Source organism: Pseudarthrobacter sp. NIBRBAC000502771 (genome assembly GCF_006517215.1).
In the GTDB taxonomy this organism is placed as follows: domain Bacteria; phylum Actinomycetota; class Actinomycetes; order Actinomycetales; family Micrococcaceae; genus Arthrobacter; species Arthrobacter niigatensis.
The window spans coordinates 327,207-342,185 of sequence record NZ_CP041187.1; the positions used below are offsets into that span (position 1 = coordinate 327,207).

Below are 14,979 nucleotides of genomic sequence, written 5' to 3' on the forward strand. Positions count from 1 at the left end.
TCGGTAAGTAACCTGAGTATCCCCGAAACTATCATTGAGCCATGCCGTTGCCCGAAAAGAAACATCATGCCTGGATGGGCCTTGCGTTGGCGGAAGCGCGCCGGGCACTCGCCACGGAGGATGTTCCCATCGGCGCCGTGGTGCTGGGGCCCGACGGCGGGGTCCTGGGTTCCGGCCGGAACCAGCGGGAGGAACTGGGCGACCCCACGGCCCACGCCGAGGTGGTGGCCATCCGGGAAGCGGCGGCCCGACTGCAGGAACGGGCAAGGCTCGGCGGCGGCAGCGGCGACGGCTGGCGGTTGTCTGATTGCACGCTGGTGGTCACGCTGGAACCCTGCGCCATGTGCGCCGGCGCGATCGTCCTGGCCCGGATCCCGCGGGTGGTGTTCGGTGCCTGGGACGAAAAGGCCGGCGCTGCAGGTTCGGTGTTCGACATCCTCCGCGAACGGCGGCTCAACCATTGGGTTGAAGTGTACCCGGGCGTCCGCGAGGAAGAGTGCGCCCTACTGTTGCGGGAGTTTTTCGCGGGACACCGGAGTATCAGCCAGCAGCCCTAGTCCACAGCCCTGGTCCGCAGTCGGCCCGGTCTCCAGTCCCGCTGTCAGTCCCGGGCCCCCAGCAGGGCCAGCACTTCACGGGCGGTACTGCTCCAGCCCGGTAGCCTCATCCGCCCCTCCAGCGCTGCTGCGCGCCAGCTTTCGCGGAGAGCCGCGTCCCCAAGCCACCGCCGCAGGAACCCTGCCAGCAGTCCGGGACTTTCCTGTCCCCCGGCCGGCAGCCGCAGCACTGCCCCGGGAAGGCGGGGGCCGCCGTCGGCCGCTGTTAATTCTGTCAGGCCCAGGGCCTCCACTGCCCCTGTCCCTTCCCGGACAACGACGGGGATGCCGTGGGCCAGGGACTCGGTGACCACCATTCCGAATGCCTCCGCCCGGGACAGCAACAGGCTGAGGTCGGTCTTCGCCCATTCATTTTCCAGTGTTTCACCGGTCAGCTCGCCGGTGAGCCGGACCCGTTCCTGCAATCCGTGGGCGAGGACGGCGCCCCGGATTTCCTGCGCGTAGGCTTGGTCGGCGCGGTCGGATCCCACCAGGGACGCAGTCCATGGCAGGTCCTGGATTTGGGCGAGTGCTTCCACGGCCAGCAGCTGGTCCTTGTTGGGCAGCAAGGCGGCCACCAGGGCCAGGTGCGGGGGCGTTGAACCGCAGGCCTGGGCTGCTGGGACAACTCCGGGCAGGACAACCCGCGCTTGCGGGAGCCCCCGTTTGCGGAGCTCGTTTGCCGCAGACGTGCTGGTGCAGATGACGCCGGCTGCGGCGCGCAAAGCCCTGGCCTCACGTACAAGGGCCCGGCCGCCTGCATCTTCCGGCACAGGCATATGCACCAGGACCCACGTTTGCCGGCCGGCCTTCGCAGCGAATTCCAGTTCGTCCGGAGCGCCGACGGCCACCAGTCCATCCACGATCGCCACAGGCAGCCCGGGATGTGTTTCCTGGTCCCACGCCCCGAGGAGGACGCCCAACCGGCGTCGATCGTGTGCGCCGGCATCCGGCCAGGTGCCCTCCACGGCAATGACCTCAACCCCTGCACCCAAGGCCTGGAGGCCGGCAACCAGGCGCGCGTTGTAGACGTTGCCGCCCGAGCTGTGGCGGATGTTGCCGGGGACCAGCAGCCGGATGTGCCGCACGGTCAGGCGGTGAAGTCCAGGGAATAGGCGGCCCACGCGTCCGGATTCTCGCGCAGCGTGACGTCGAGGCCTGCGAGTTCGCGGCCGTCGTCGCTGTCCTTGATCCGGGTGGCGACTTTATTGGCAATGTACTCGGCCAGCGCCTCCGTGGTGCTGAGCTTGCCGTCGAAATCCGGATGCTCGTCCAGGTTTTTGTAGTTCAGGTCGGCGAGTACTTCCTCGATGATGGTTCCGGCGGCACCGATATCCAGGACGATCGCATCATCGTTCAGGGCGCGGCGGCGGAAGGTCACCTCGGCCACGAAAGTGGCCCCATGGAGTCCCTGTGCAGGTCCGAACGCTTTACGCGGAAGGCTGTGGGCGATCATGAAGTGGCGGCGGACGGTCAGGCTGAACATGGGTTACCTCAAGGTTTCGGAGTCGTGGGCAGCTGGGCTGGTGGCGGGGTATTCGACGACGTGGCACAAGGCTTCCAAGGTGCCGTCCGCCAGGCTTTGGACGACGCCGGGCAGGTCTTCGAACCGGGACGAACCTGTCAGGAATGCGTCGAAGACGGGGTCCTTGAGCAGCGACACTGCCAGGTCCAGGCGGTCGGCATTGGTGCGGCGGTGGCGCCGGGCGCGTGCCACGGCACCAACCTGGCTGGCCCTGATGGACAGGCGCCGGGCGTGGAAGTCCTCCCCCAGAGGCACAGTGACTTCCCGGTTGGCGTACCAGGACATTTCGATCACGTCACCCTCATCGCCGACCAGCTGCAGGCTGCGTTCCAGTCCCTCCTGCGAAGCTGAGCAGTGGAACACGATGTCGCAGTCGGCCAGGGCTTCGTCGGGGTGTGCGAAGTCCACCCCGAGGGCGTCCGCGAGCTGCTTCCTCCCCGCGTCCAGGTCCACAAGCTGCAGGCGTTGCAGCGGGAAAGTGCGCAGGAGCGTGGCCACCATTCCGCCCACCAACCCGGCACCGACGACGGCGATCCTGTCCCCCAGCCTTGGCCCGGCTTCCCACAGGGCGTTGACCGCCGTTTCCACCGTTCCCGTGAGGACTGCCCGCCGGGAGGGAACGTCGTCGGGAATCCTGGTCAGGGACTCCACCGGGACAACGTAGAGGTCCTGGTGCGGGTTCAGGCAAAACACACGCTGGCCCTTCCACCCTTCGGGCCCATCCTCCACGACTCCCACCGACAAGTAGCCGAATTTCACGGGCCCGGGAAACTGGCCTTCCTGGTGCGGGGCCCGCATTTCCTCCGCGACCCGCGGCGGCACTGCCCCGGCGTGGACCACCATTTCGGTGCCCTTGCTGATGCCGGAGTAGAGGGCACGGACCAGCGCTTCACCGGGTCCCGGGGCGGGCACGTCCTCGGCCCTGAGCTCGCCATGCTCCTTTGCAGTGGTCCAGTATGCGGTGGCGTGGATCGGAGTCTGTGAATTTGTCATCTTGCTGACGAATCTATCCGGACGCGCGTCGGCGGGGAAAGTCCGACGACGCGTGGCGGGTTGATCGCGTCAAGAGACAAGGTGCTTGAGGAGCGCTTCTTCGAGGACGCTTCGCTCTCTGGCGACGCGCAGTTCTTTAGGCACCATTTCTTCGTCTGTCATGTTTTGCCCACGTGACAGGTACCTTTCACCTTTAAAAAATCCAGAGGACCATCCCGGAGGCCATCGTGGTGGTTCCCAGTCTTGGTGTTCGCTGGCGTAGTGCCGGCCTGTGGGTGAGGTCCAGCCGGGTGGTTCGTTTTTGGTTGCGGGGGTGGGTTTCCAACCGGTGGTGTGTCGGAGTTTGTGGTGTTTCGGGCAGGGTTGTCCCAGGTTGCTGATTCCGGTGGTGCCGCCCTTGGCCCAGGCGAGGATGTGATCGGCATCGTTGTCCAGGGAGTTGTTGCTGCACCCCGGAAACGGACACTTCCCGTCCCGCATCCGCAACCACGCCCGCATCGGACCTGTCACCCGGTAACTCGTCCGGCCGATCTCCAACGGGGCCCCGTCCCGCGGATCCACCAACACCCGGTAAAACGACCCCGCCCCGTTTGCGACAAGTTCCCGTGCCATGGACGGCGGAATCGGCCCGTACCCGTCCAGTACCGCCGGCTCGTCCGTCAGGCCGAGCAGCGAGAACACCGGAACCGTGACCAGCACCTGCGCCCGGACCGGCGACGGCACACGGTCCCGGACGGCACCCTCACGTTCGCTGGAGCTTCCACTCGCACCCGCGCCGTCGCTGGAGCTGCCGCTTGCGCCCTCGGTCAAACTGCCGCTGCCGCTTGCACGGGTGTCGCTGGCGCCGGTGCTGCTGCCGAGGATTGCGTCGGCGAAGGTGTCGGCCCGGAGCTGGGTCAGGGTCCTGCCCTCGCCGGGGCCCTGCAGGCCACGGGCGGTCGCGGTGAGCCGGTTCCACCCCGCCAGGGCCTGGTCCGCGGGAAGGCACGCGGAGAGCCAGGCCATCCCGTCCTGGTCCGCCCGGAACTCCACCCGCCGCTCCGCGACCCCCTTGGCGTGGCGTGTCTCGATGCTCTCGGCGTGGTGGCGTTCCCGCCAGGTCCGGGCCTTGGCCTTGAACCGGTGCGCCGGCAACGCACCCACCGGGCAGCCCCGCGCCGGGTCCGGGGCGTCCGGGTCCAGGAAATGGGCTTCCAACGCCGCCGCCCCCGCAGCATCCAGGCACGCCGTCTCGTCCGCCATCACCACCGCGTGGCCCCAGGAAATCACCCCGGCCTGCAACGCCGACAAGGTCAGCGGCAACGAGGCAACAACGGCGTGCGAGGCCGTCAGGAACGACGACGCGGCCCGCGGCCCCAGGGCCAGCACGCACCCGATCTCCGCCGCGACCGCCATCTCCTGCGCACGCACCGGCGCATCCGGCCCCGCAACCACGTCGGCGCTCTCCGCATACGTCACCGCAGCCCTGGCCTTCAACGCAGCGAACCCGGCCTCGACCTCCCGGGCACCGGCCAGAATGTCCAGGCACCCAGCCGCCACACCAGCCAACGGATCAGCCGCAGAAAACGGCTCCACACCGCACCCATCGACCTCGGCGTTCAGCACAGCCAAGGCAGCCCGGATCTCCCCAAACGCCCTCACCACCGCCGATTGCCCCATAAACCCATCATGACAAGGGGGTACGACAATCAAGACCGGGGCGCCGGAGCACTGGCTGGGTGTGCGCACGTTTTGGGGATGCAGGCCTTGCTCCGGTACCCTATTGAGGTTGGTGACGTGTCCGAGCGGCCGAAGGTGCAACACTCGAAATGTTGTTTGGTGTAAAAGCCAACGTGGGTTCAAATCCCACCGTCACCGCCACGTAGAAAGGCCCTGCTTCCCTTGTAAAAGAGAAGCAGGGCCTTTCTTCATTCCGGGGAAAAGGGCTCCGGGTGACGCTGCGACATGGACTACCGCCCGGTCCGCGCCGAACGCGTCAGCGCGTCGGATCGATCATCGTCATGCCCGCGAGCTTCGCGGTGTCCAGCCGGGGCAGCATTTCGGCAGCTTCGTCCATCCCAATGACGCGTTCGATCAACTTCTGGGGTTCAAGTGCACCGGACTCAATCAAGGCGAGCATTCCGGGATAGTCCGCGGCGGCCATCCCGTGGCTTCCAAAGACGTCCAGTTCCCAGGCGATCACGCGCGCCATGGGCACACGGGGGTGGCCTTCCACCGGCGGCAGGAGCCCGATCTGGACGTGCCGGCCCCGGCGGCGCAGGCTCAGGAGTGCGTCGGCGCACGTCTGCTCGCTGCCGACGGCGTCGACTGAGACATGGCTCCCTCCCGTGAGTGCGTGCACCTGGGCTGGAATGTCTGAACCGGCTGCAGTTAGGACATGGTCCGCGCCGAGGCGCGCAGCCACCTCAAGGGCGGCCGGGTTCCGGTCAACAGCGATCACATTGCCGCCAAGGGCCTTGGCGATCATGACGGTGCTGAGCCCCACGCCGCCTGCCCCGATGACGGTAACCCATTCATCGGCGTTGAGGCCGGCCCGTCCGGTCAGAGCCCGGTAAGCGGTGGCAAACCGGCAGCCCAGGCTGGCGGCAGCCTCAAAGCTGACCCCATCGGGAACTGCCACAAGGTTGGTGTCGGCAGCGTGGATTACCACCTGCTCGGCGAAGGAACCCCAGTGAGTAAAGCCTGGCTGTTGCTGCTGCGGGCAAACCTGCGCGTTGCCGGCGAGGCACCACTCGCAGGCGCCACATCCTTCCACGAATGGCGCGGTGACGCGGTCGCCGGCCGTCCACTTCGTCACTCCCGGGCCGACACTGGCAACGACTCCGGCGAACTCGTGTCCCGGGACGTGCGGCAGCGCTATGTCGTCGTGACCGGCCCAAGCATGCCAGTCGCTGCGGCAAAGCCCCGTGGCAACGGCGCTGATGACGACGCCGCCCACCGGCACCTCAGGTTCTCCAACCTCCCGGACGGCCAGCGGCCCAGCTATCTCATCCAAGACAATCGCGCGCACATGACCTCCACATATCGACGTCGTGCCGCCCACGTGCTTGAGCGGCTCAGGCCGACATCTTCCCATGTGACGGGCTCCCAGGGTGCAAGGTGGGACCGGTTGGCTCGGAAGGCCGCAGCCAGTGCGCCCGCGTCCCCGACCCGGACGGGACGCAGGACCACACCATCAGCGATTTCAAGAGAAAAGTCCACTGATCCAAACTACGCATCAGCGAAGCGGACGGTGCAGCACACACCTCAGGTATAACCGCTGGTCAACCGATTGTCGCAGCCATCAGGCAGAATAAGCCCAACTAGTCAGGTGTCTGGAAAACAAGCGCTGAATGAGAATCCAGGACGGGAATGAACGAATACTTTGCTGCCTCTTGCGATAGGGGCGTGCTGCAGTTGGAGTGGAACCCCGGCGTCCACATAACGTACGACCTTGCGGTACGTGCTGCCCGGGTCCTGGAAGGCCTCAGCGTTGGCCTGATGCTGCCCCTTCTGGTGGATCTCGCGGGAATTGCCGGGCTGACGCCGGAGGCCAGGGCCGGCATGAACGCCTACCGCGGGTTTTCCGCCGTCGCCCTGGTCGGGGACGGACCCACGGGCAAAGTGGTGGCCGCGTTTTCCCAGCGGTCGCTGACTCCCACGGCCTACTTCACCGACCGGAGCGAGGCATTGCATTGGCTATCGGAGCAGGCCGCCCCAACCGGGATGCCAGGCAGGGCCACGCAGGCTGAGCCTTGAGGGCCAGCTGAGGTCAGAGCAGTGTCGACGGGGACGGATTCCTTAGTGCCCCGCCCTCGGCGCGCTTTTTGACGCCAAGCAGCATGGCACGGTCCATGACAAGGTAGCCGGGCCGGAGCAGGAAGTCCGTCACGCGAAGACCGAGTGGCCGCCCGGGGCCCGTCAGCGTCCGAAGCAGCAGCCTGGTACCTGAAGGGCCGGCGTCGTGCAGCACGAACTGCCACGTACCGGTCACTGTTCCGGGCGGGGCACCCGGGCTGGAATCCAGGACGAGGTGGCGGTCCTGAGCCAGGTCCACTACACGCGGCCCGCGCCGCCCGCCCGGGTAACCAACAGGTGTGAAGGCGATGATGTCTCCCACCTTCAGGTCCTGCCACTCGGGATGCACCCGGTCCGCATTGCTAACGCCCAGGCGGAGCAACCCGTTCTCCACCCAGGTGTAGGAGTACAGGCCCGCACGGTCCACCCCCATCTGCACGAGCCATGGCCAGACCTGGCCAGGGCGTGCGGCGACGGTAACCGCCATGGTCCAGACGTCGTCGGCGTCGGGAATCAGTTCGTCGCCCGGAAGCGGCGCAGTCTTTTCAGGCCCGGTGGCACCCCATGTCCGCAGGACCCGCGGCAAGAGACCATGCGTGGACAGACCGGTCGCGACGGCGGCCGCAAGGAAACCGCGAAGCCGGCGTCGCTGGGGGCCAGGCCCGGATTGTGGACCGGAACGGACACCGAGACCCGCCACTGTGCCGCCCATGGCACTCCTCCTCTTGGTTCCAGGGATGCCTCGAGGCTACAAACCGACACCCCGAGGCCCCCAGAGTCCAAAGCCCCTACAGCCGGGTGTCGAAGGACCCGCAGAACACGTTCTCGTTGAACGTCCCGTGGAACTCGGACCTCCCCTGGATCTTCTCCACGGCAGCCCGGATCGCTTCCCGTGTCCCGGCGTGCGCGTGGATGGCTGTCTTGACCATGGGTACGTCGATCAGGTGGTTCGGCTGATTGAGGGAGACGAACACGGTGGGCACCTCCGTGACGTACCAGGGAATTTCCGCCGCCATTGGCGATGACCACTTGATCCGGATGGCTGCCTCCTGCGCGAAGCCCTTGACGTTGGCAAAGACAAAAGCAGCATCGTACTTCTCCGCGTAATCCCCCGTAGCCTCTTCGGAGATGATGGACATGAAGTTCACCCCGGTCTCCCCCGCCGCTTCGCGCTGTTCAGCCGTCCGGAACAAGGACACCTCGAATCCGGCAACCTCGAGTTCCTCCTTGACCACCTCCAGGTAGGCCAGCGGGTCGGCGCGGGTGAAATCGGACCCGCCTGAGATTCCGTACAGGCGGATCCTGGGATGGGTCTGCGGAGTGATGGGCAGGTTTCCCGCGGTGTCCTTGACCAGGGTCACGGTCTTGTCCGCGATCTCCGCAGCCACCGAACGGTGCGCAGCAGATCCAATGACGGCAAGCGCCCCGGCCGGCGGCACCAGCTGGTCAACAGGCTTGAGGTGCAGGCCCAGCGACGCCTTCAGGCCGAGTATGCGCCGCAGGGCGTCGTGCAGCCGCTGCTCGGTGATGACGCCCGACTTGTAGCCGTCCAGCATGTACTGGAAGTCCTCGGCCGGGTTCCGGAAGAAGAGGAACATGTCGCAGCCGGCGGCGATCGTGGCAGGCACCAGGTCCCTGCGTTTCTTCGCCTGCGTGAGGCCCACCATCTGCGAGGCATCCGTGAGGACCAGCCCGTTGAAGCCTAGTTCCCCGCGCAGCAGGTCCTGCAGCAGTTCGGGTGAGAGCGTGGCCGGCAGGATCTCCGTATCGGACAGTTCCGGCCGGAAACGCCGGGAAACCTCCGGCGCCCCGATGTGGCCCACCATGATGGACTGCACTCCGTGCGCGATCATTTCCCGGTACACGTGCCCGTAGGTCCGGTCCCATTCCTCATAGGGGAGGGTGTTGTAGGAGGTGACCACGTGCTGGTCGCGCTCGTCGATTCCGTCGCCCGGGAAGTGCTTCATGGCGCAGGCCGTGGGTGATTCGCTGATGCCGTCGAAGTATTCTTTGGCGCGTTCCACCACGATTTCCGGGGTATTGCCGAAAGAACGCGTGGAAATGACGGTGTTCCGCCAGTTGTAGTGGATGTCCACGATCGGCGCGAAAGCCCAGTTACAGCCCAACGCCGCGGTCTCCACCCCGGCCACCTGCCCCATTTGCCGGGCAATATTCTTGTCCGGGTGCGAGCCGGCCTGGAGGTGCGTCGAGACGAAAGTGCCGTCGTCGCAGCTGCCGGCTCCGCCCATCTCCGGGTTGGACGCGATCAGCAGCGGAATCCGGGTCCTGGTCTGGGCGTAGCGGATGTGTTCCTGCACGGCCGCGGAAGGTCCCGGACGGTACCGCATGCCGCCCACGTGGTACGTGTCCAGCACGCCGTCGAGGTACTCGGGTGAGTAATCGTTGTTGTGGTTGATGAACAGCTGCCCGATCTTTTCCTCGAGCGTCATGGCACCCAGGGTGGCCTCCACCCAGGCGATGGCGTCGGCGTCGAGATTGAACGGCGCGGCGGCAAGGTCGACGTCGAACTGCAGGGAAGCAGTGCCATGGGTTCCCTTGGGTGAAGGTACGACGGCGGAGATCCCCTTGAGTGCCTGGGCCACCACGTCCGGAACCGGCGCGGCGATGTCCACAACGACCCCGCGTTCATCCTCCTGCAGCGGTTCCAGGGTGGCCAGCTGTGAGTCCAGCAGCGCGGGAGGCATGAAGTGTCCGGTGCGGCCTTCCGTCCGGGCCTTCAAGACCTCTTTGCTGCCATTCAGGTGCAGGAAAATGGTGTCCGGAGCCTGTTCCCTGATGGCGTCGCGGTAGCTGCGGCGAAGGGCCGAACAGGCGAGGACCAGTCCGCCGTCGCCTGCCTTGGCAAGCTCGGCACCCACGGTTGCGAGCCAGGGCCACCGGTCCTCGTCCGTCAGGGGCGTGCCGGCAGCCATCTTGGCGACATTTTCCACAGGATGCAGGGAATCGCCGTCCAGGAACGGGATGCCCAGTTCGCGGGCCACGAGATCGCCGATGGTGGTCTTGCCGCTGCCGGAGACGCCCATGACGATGATTCGGATCTTGCTCATCGGGTGCTTTCCTTACCAGTCGCGGCCAGCCTCACCAGTCATGCACCGTGCCGTCGACCAGGCGGTTGTAGGGCAGGTACGCCTGCTGGTAGGGATAGGCGGCGGCGGCTTCCTCGTTGAATTCGACGCCGATGCCGGGCTTGTCGCCGGGGTGCAGGTAGCCGTCAGTGAAGGTCATGGACTGCTCGAAGACTTCGTTGGTCTTGTCCGAGTGCTGCATGTATTCCTGGATGCCGTAGTTGTGGATCGCCAGGCCCACGTGCAGCTGCGCCGCGAACCCCACCGGGGAGATGTCGGTGGGTCCGTGGAAGCCGGACTTGATCTGGTACTGCGCGGCGAAGTCCATGACCTTTTTCAGGGGGCTGATCCCGCCGAAGTGCGTGGACGCGGCCCGGACGTAGTCGATCAGCTGTTCCTTGATCAGCGTCTGGTAGTCCCAGACGGTGTTGAAGATTTCACCGATCGCCAGCGGTGTGGTGGTGTGCTGGCGGACCAGGCGCAGGCCTTCCTGGTTCTCCGCCGGGGTGCAGTCCTCAAGCCAGAACAGGTCGTAGGGCTCCAGTGCCTTGCCCAGTTTCGCGGCCTGGATGGGCGTCATCCGGTGGTGTCCGTCATGCAGCAGCGGGATCTCGGGGCCGAACTCGTTACGGACAGCCTCGAAGACCGTGGGCAGGTGCCGCAGGTAGGCGCGGGTGTCCCAGTCCTCTTCCTGCGGGAACGCTCCCCTGCCGGCGGGCTCGTAGTCATACCGTTCCCCCGACGCCTGCGCTTGGGCAGCCACGCCGTAGACGGCTTTGATCCCCGGGATGGCGGTCTGGATCCGGATGGATTTGTAGCCGAGTTCCAGGTGTTCCCGTACGGAATCGAACAGCGACTCGATGTCCGAACCGGACGCGTGGCCATAGGCGCGCAGCCCGTTCCGGGACGCCCCGCCCAGCAGCTGGTACACGGGAAGCCCGGCAACCTTGCCCTTGATATCCCAAAGCGCCATGTCCACGGCGGCGATGGCCGCCATGGTGACCGGGCCACGGCGCCAGTAGGCGCTCCGGTACAGGAACTGCCAGGTGTCCTCGATCCGGTGCGGGTCCTTGCCGATGAGCAGCTGCGCGACGTGCTCCTTCAGGTAGGCGGCGACGGCGAGCTCGCGGCCGTTCAGGGTGGCGTCGCCGATGCCCGTCACGCCGTCGTCCGTGGTGATCCGGAGGGTCACGAAGTTTCGGGTGGGGCTGGTAACGAACACATCGGCGGCAATGATTTTCATGGGACTAACTGTTCCTTCCGGAAGTAAAAGCGGGTTTCAGATACTTGCAGGGGTGGCGGCCGGGGTCGTTGCGAAGGATCCGAGCAGCCGGGAAACAAGGGCGACGACGTCAGGGTCCTCTGCGAGGGCAGCGCTGACGAGGCGAAGCAAACCCTGCACCCGATTGGTTCCGTCAAGTGCCACAGCAACCTGGATTTCGGCGGCGAGCGGATCCTGGAAGTCGTTTCCCGCGGTGACGTAGTCAATCCAGGCGGCAAGCATCAAAGCGCTGCCTGCGCCACTGCGGCCGTCGGCCCGTTCCGCCGCCATCACGGGTACCGCGCGCATGCGCAGCTTGGTGGTGGCATCGGCCGCGATCTGTGCGAGCCGGTGGGCGATGCGCGCGTTTCCGAAGCGTTCCAGCAGGGCCCGGCGGTACGTCGGGATGTCCAGCCCTTCCCCCCGCAGGTGGTGGGCTGCCTCGTCCCAGAAGTCCTCCACCGCTTTCCGGCAGAGGGGGTCCGCCAGGGCGTCCGCCACGGTGGCATGCCCGCGGAGCTGTCCAGCGTAGGCAAGGATGGAATGCGAGCCGTTGAGGAGCCACAGCTTCCGGTTCTCATAGGGCTCGATGTCACGGACCACGACGGCGCCGGCCTCCTCCCAGCGGGGACGCCCGGCCGGGAAGTCCCCGCTGAGTACCCAGTTCCGGAAAGGTTCAGCCACCACCGGCGAATTGTCGCTGTAACCGCATTGCTCTTCCACCTCTGCGATGTCCGCCTCGGTGGTCCGCGGCGTAATCCTGTCCACGGACGTGCTGACAAAGCTGACGTTCGCCTCGATCCACCCGGCCAGCCCGGAACCCCATCCGGAGGCCAGTCCCAGGACGGCCCGGCGGGCGACTTCACCGTTTGCGGACAGGTTGTCGCAGCTGACGACGGCGATGGGTCCTGAGCCGCTGTCCCGGCGCCTGGCAAGGGCCAACACCAGGCGCCCCAGCGGCGTGCCGGGCACTCCGGCCTCCCCGGACGCTGCTGCCGACAGCGCCCGGAGGTCATCCGCCGCGCCTGGAGCGCCGGCGTCGAACGTTCCATCCGCGGCCAGCCCGTAGGCCGCCTCGGTGATGGTCAGCGTGACCACCGCCGTCTCCTTCGCCGCGACAAGCTCGCAGAGCCGTGCGGTGTTGGCGCCGTCCACCGCTTCCACAATGCTGCCGATGACTTCGAAGCTGTCCCCGCCGGCCGACCGTTCCACCAGCGTGTAGAGGCAGTCCTGGCTGGACAGCGCTGCCGCGGCGTCGGGGCGGCGGCCCGTGAACGCCGCGATCCCCCACTCCGCCGCGTCCGGGGCGTGCTGGGTATACCAAGCCTGGTGGGAGCGGTGGAACGCCCCCAGCCCAAGGTGCACGATGCGCACCGGAGGCTTGGGCAGCGGCTTCAGGCTGCGGTTGAGTGCCGGCGGCGCGGCGTTCACAGCTTGAACACCCGCCGGGGTGACGCGTCCACGATGTCCACGATCAGTTCATGCGCCCGTTCCTCGGTGACCCGGTGTTCAGCAACCAGCCTGGCCAGGAAGGACGCCTCGATTCGCCGGGCGGTGTCATGCCGGGCCGGAATGGAGCAGAAGGCGCGGGTGTCATCGATGAACCCGGAGGACCGCGAGAAGCCAGCCGTCTCCGTCACCGCCGAGCGGAACCGCAGCATCGCATCCGGGGCATCCAGGAACCACCACGGCGCACCGAGGTACACCGATGGGTAGAATCCGGCCAGCGGCGCGAGTTCACGGGAGAAGACGGTCTCGTCAAGGGTGAACAGCACCAGGTGGAAGTCCTTGGCGGTCCCGAAGTCCTGCAGCAGCGGCCGCACCGCCTCCGTGTAATTGACCGCCACCGGAATGTCATGGCCGGTGTCGGCGCCAAAAGCCTCGAATGTGGGTGCGTGGTGGTTGCGGAACGAGCCCGGGTGGATGGTCATCACCAGGCCGTCCTCCACCGACATCCGGGCCATTTGGTAGATCATGTGCGCTTCGAAGGCGTCCCGGTCCGCAGTACTGGCCTGGCCGGCCCGGCCCCGCTCGAAAAGCCGCTCCGCCTCGCCGTCGTCCAGTTTCAGGGTGGCAGGGGTGAAGACGCCGTGGTCGGCGGAGACGGCGCCGCGCTCCACGAAGTGCCGCCGCCGCGACTCAAGTGCCTTGATGTACCCGGCGTAGCCGGTGGCACCCTCCCCCGCAGCGCCGAGAAGGCGTTCCACGTTCTCCTGCCAGGCCGGATGTGCCATGTTCAGGTACTGGTCCGGCCGGAAGGTGGGCAGCACGCGGCCTGCAAAGGCGGGGTCCGCCTGCAGGGCGGCGTGGCTGTCCAGTGAGTCCAGTGGATCATCCGTGGTGGCGAGCACCTCGATGTTGAATTCCTTGAACAGTTCCCGTGGCCGGAAACCGGGCTCGGACAATTTGGCTTGCAGGGCATCGTAGAGTTGGTCCGCGTTCTGGCCGGACGGTTCCTCGGCCAGGCCGAAGACGTGGGCGAACTCCTGGCGGATCCAGTACCCGGAGGCGGTTCCCTCGAAGGCGGGCCATGCTTCACAGAAGTGCCGCCACACCTGCCGCGAGTCTGCCGGCTGGTTGCCCAGGCCCAGCTGGTCCATGGTCACCCCGCCGGCGTGGATCAGGCGGGTGACGTAGTGGTCCGGAGTGACCAGGAGTGCGGCCGGGTCCGGGAACGGGGTGTTTTGTTCGATGACCGCGGCGTCGACGTGCCCGTGCGGGGAGATGATGGGGAGCCCTTCCACCCGGGAGAAGAGCGCGCGGGCAATGTCCCGGACCCCGGGATCGGCGGGCAGGAGCCGGTCCGGGTGGTCCGCTATGGTCTGCGCCATGGCTCAACGCCTCCCGGCTGCGACATTGAGCCCAGCCAGGGCGGCCGTGGCGCGGAGGTACTCGAGGTTCCCGGCGGTTCGTTCGGCCAGCGGCAGCTCAGTGGAAAAGTCCTCAACGGTCACCCAGCCGTCGTACCCGAAGGCGGCGAGCGCCTTGAAGTACTGCAGGACGCTGCCCTGGCCCGCGCGCAGGGGCGCCCACTCGTTCCTGAAAATGGCTGCCCCTGATTCGTCGGTCTCGCCGCTGTCCACCCACACCGCGTTCTTCACGTGTACGTGCGCCAGGTAGTCGCCCAGGAGTTCGAAGGCGGGGAGGTAGTCCTCCTGCCCTTCGATCAGCAGGTTGCCCAGGTCATGGATGACGCCGACGTGCCGGGGGTCCAGGCCGTCCAGGAGCCGCAGCGCCGATGATGCCGATGCGGTGATGGTGCGGTGGTGCAGCTCCACGAGCGCCTTCACCCCGTGGTGCGCCGCCCGCTCAGCAATCCATTCGAAATCGCGGCGGGCAGCGGCGAAGAGTTCCGGGTACGGGGTGCCGCTGGCCGGTTCGTTACCCCAGGCTGCGGTCCCGAGCGGCGGCGTGGTCACCCGCACCTGGCCGGCTCCGAGCTTGGCGGTTGCGGCGAGCATGCGGTCCACATCACGGTGGTTGTCGCACCGCGCGTACCCGCCGATGCCGGAGAACTCCAGGCCGGCGTCGCTGGTAATGGCGGCGATCCGGTCCAGGTGGTCTTCCATTCCGGCCAGCGGCACGGTGGCTTTGTTCCCGGCCCAGAAGCCGGGCTCGGGGGCGTCGCCCTGGTCCGTGATGCGCCATTCGACGCCGTCCCAGCCCTGGCCGGCCAGCTGCTGGACGGCATCCTCGGGGGTCCACTCGGGTGTTGATGCGGTAAATACTGAAAACTTCATG

The 14,979-nt window shown here is 66.8% G+C and carries 13 protein-coding genes and 1 tRNA gene; 3 read left to right on the forward strand and 11 right to left on the reverse strand.

The genetic code is table 11. The annotated features are described in order from the left end of the window. Nucleotides 1-41 precede the first annotated feature (41 nt). Entirely contained in the window at nt 42-557 is a 516-nt protein-coding gene (locus NIBR502771_RS01430; RefSeq protein ID WP_141158140.1) for a nucleoside deaminase, read from the forward strand. Nucleotides 558-601: 44 nt separating this feature from the next. On the opposite strand, the gene NIBR502771_RS01435 is transcribed toward NIBR502771_RS01430, so the two are convergent. The 4 genes from NIBR502771_RS01435 to NIBR502771_RS01450 form a co-directional block, all read right to left on the reverse strand. Then, on the reverse strand, nt 602-1,720 hold the full coding sequence (locus NIBR502771_RS01435; RefSeq protein ID WP_246839776.1) for a glycosyltransferase family 4 protein: 1,119 nt from the start codon (nt 1,718-1,720) through the stop codon (nt 602-604). Continuing rightward, on the reverse strand, nt 1,687-2,082 hold the full coding sequence (locus NIBR502771_RS01440; protein WP_141158141.1) for a 6-carboxytetrahydropterin synthase: 396 nt from the start codon (nt 2,080-2,082) through the stop codon (nt 1,687-1,689). Before NIBR502771_RS01440 ends, NIBR502771_RS01435 begins: the two co-directional genes overlap by 34 nt. Nucleotides 2,083-2,085: 3 nt before the next feature. Further along, entirely contained in the window at nt 2,086-3,114 is a 1,029-nt protein-coding gene (locus tag NIBR502771_RS01445; RefSeq protein WP_141158142.1) for a zinc-binding alcohol dehydrogenase, read from the reverse strand. Nucleotides 3,115-3,183: 69 nt separating this feature from the next. After that, nucleotides 3,184-4,773 carry an HNH endonuclease signature motif containing protein gene (locus tag NIBR502771_RS01450; protein ID WP_141158143.1) on the reverse strand — a complete coding sequence of 530 codons (1,590 nt, stop codon included), beginning with the start codon at nt 4,771-4,773 and terminating at the stop codon, nt 3,184-3,186. Between the two features lie 111 nt (nt 4,774-4,884). Between NIBR502771_RS01450 and NIBR502771_RS01455 the strand changes: the two genes are divergently transcribed. Beyond that, nucleotides 4,885-4,974 (forward strand) — tRNA-Ser (locus NIBR502771_RS01455). Between the two features lie 115 nt (nt 4,975-5,089). Here the strand turns inward: NIBR502771_RS01455 and NIBR502771_RS01460 are convergent. Further along, nucleotides 5,090-6,124 carry a zinc-dependent alcohol dehydrogenase family protein gene (locus NIBR502771_RS01460; RefSeq protein WP_141158144.1) on the reverse strand — a complete coding sequence of 345 codons (1,035 nt, stop codon included), beginning with the start codon at nt 6,122-6,124 and terminating at the stop codon, nt 5,090-5,092. Nucleotides 6,125-6,501: 377 nt separating this feature from the next. On the opposite strand from NIBR502771_RS01460, the gene NIBR502771_RS01470 reads away from it, so the two are divergent. Further along, a complete protein-coding gene (locus NIBR502771_RS01470; RefSeq protein ID WP_141158145.1) occupies nt 6,502-6,852 on the forward strand; it encodes an STAS/SEC14 domain-containing protein in 351 nt (116 codons plus the stop codon). Nucleotides 6,853-6,865: 13 nt separating this feature from the next. Here the strand turns inward: NIBR502771_RS01470 and NIBR502771_RS01475 are convergent, their stop codons facing one another. The 6 genes from NIBR502771_RS01475 to NIBR502771_RS01500 form a co-directional block, all read right to left on the reverse strand. Continuing rightward, nucleotides 6,866-7,603 carry a hypothetical protein gene (locus NIBR502771_RS01475; RefSeq protein WP_141158146.1) on the reverse strand — a complete coding sequence of 246 codons (738 nt, stop codon included), beginning with the start codon at nt 7,601-7,603 and terminating at the stop codon, nt 6,866-6,868. 76 nt (nt 7,604-7,679) lie between these two features. Continuing rightward, nucleotides 7,680-9,959: a gluconokinase, GntK/IdnK-type gene (locus NIBR502771_RS01480; RefSeq protein ID WP_141158147.1), complete on the reverse strand. Its 2,280-nt coding sequence runs from the start codon at nt 9,957-9,959 to the stop codon at nt 7,680-7,682. 31 nt (nt 9,960-9,990) lie between these two features. Beyond that, nucleotides 9,991-11,220, reverse strand: coding sequence for a D-mannonate dehydratase ManD (gene manD / locus NIBR502771_RS01485; protein WP_141158148.1), 1,230 nt, complete (start codon nt 11,218-11,220; stop codon nt 9,991-9,993). 36 nt (nt 11,221-11,256) lie between these two features. Continuing rightward, nucleotides 11,257-12,669 carry a mannitol dehydrogenase family protein gene (locus NIBR502771_RS01490; protein ID WP_141158149.1) on the reverse strand — a complete coding sequence of 471 codons (1,413 nt, stop codon included), beginning with the start codon at nt 12,667-12,669 and terminating at the stop codon, nt 11,257-11,259. Continuing rightward, nucleotides 12,666-14,069 carry a glucuronate isomerase gene (uxaC, locus tag NIBR502771_RS01495; RefSeq protein WP_141158150.1) on the reverse strand — a complete coding sequence of 468 codons (1,404 nt, stop codon included), beginning with the start codon at nt 14,067-14,069 and terminating at the stop codon, nt 12,666-12,668. Before uxaC ends, NIBR502771_RS01490 begins: the two co-directional genes overlap by 4 nt. 3 nt (nt 14,070-14,072) lie before the next feature. Continuing rightward, nucleotides 14,073-14,978: a sugar phosphate isomerase/epimerase gene (locus tag NIBR502771_RS01500; protein ID WP_141158151.1), complete on the reverse strand. Its 906-nt coding sequence runs from the start codon at nt 14,976-14,978 to the stop codon at nt 14,073-14,075. Nucleotide 14,979: the final 1 nt, after the last annotated feature.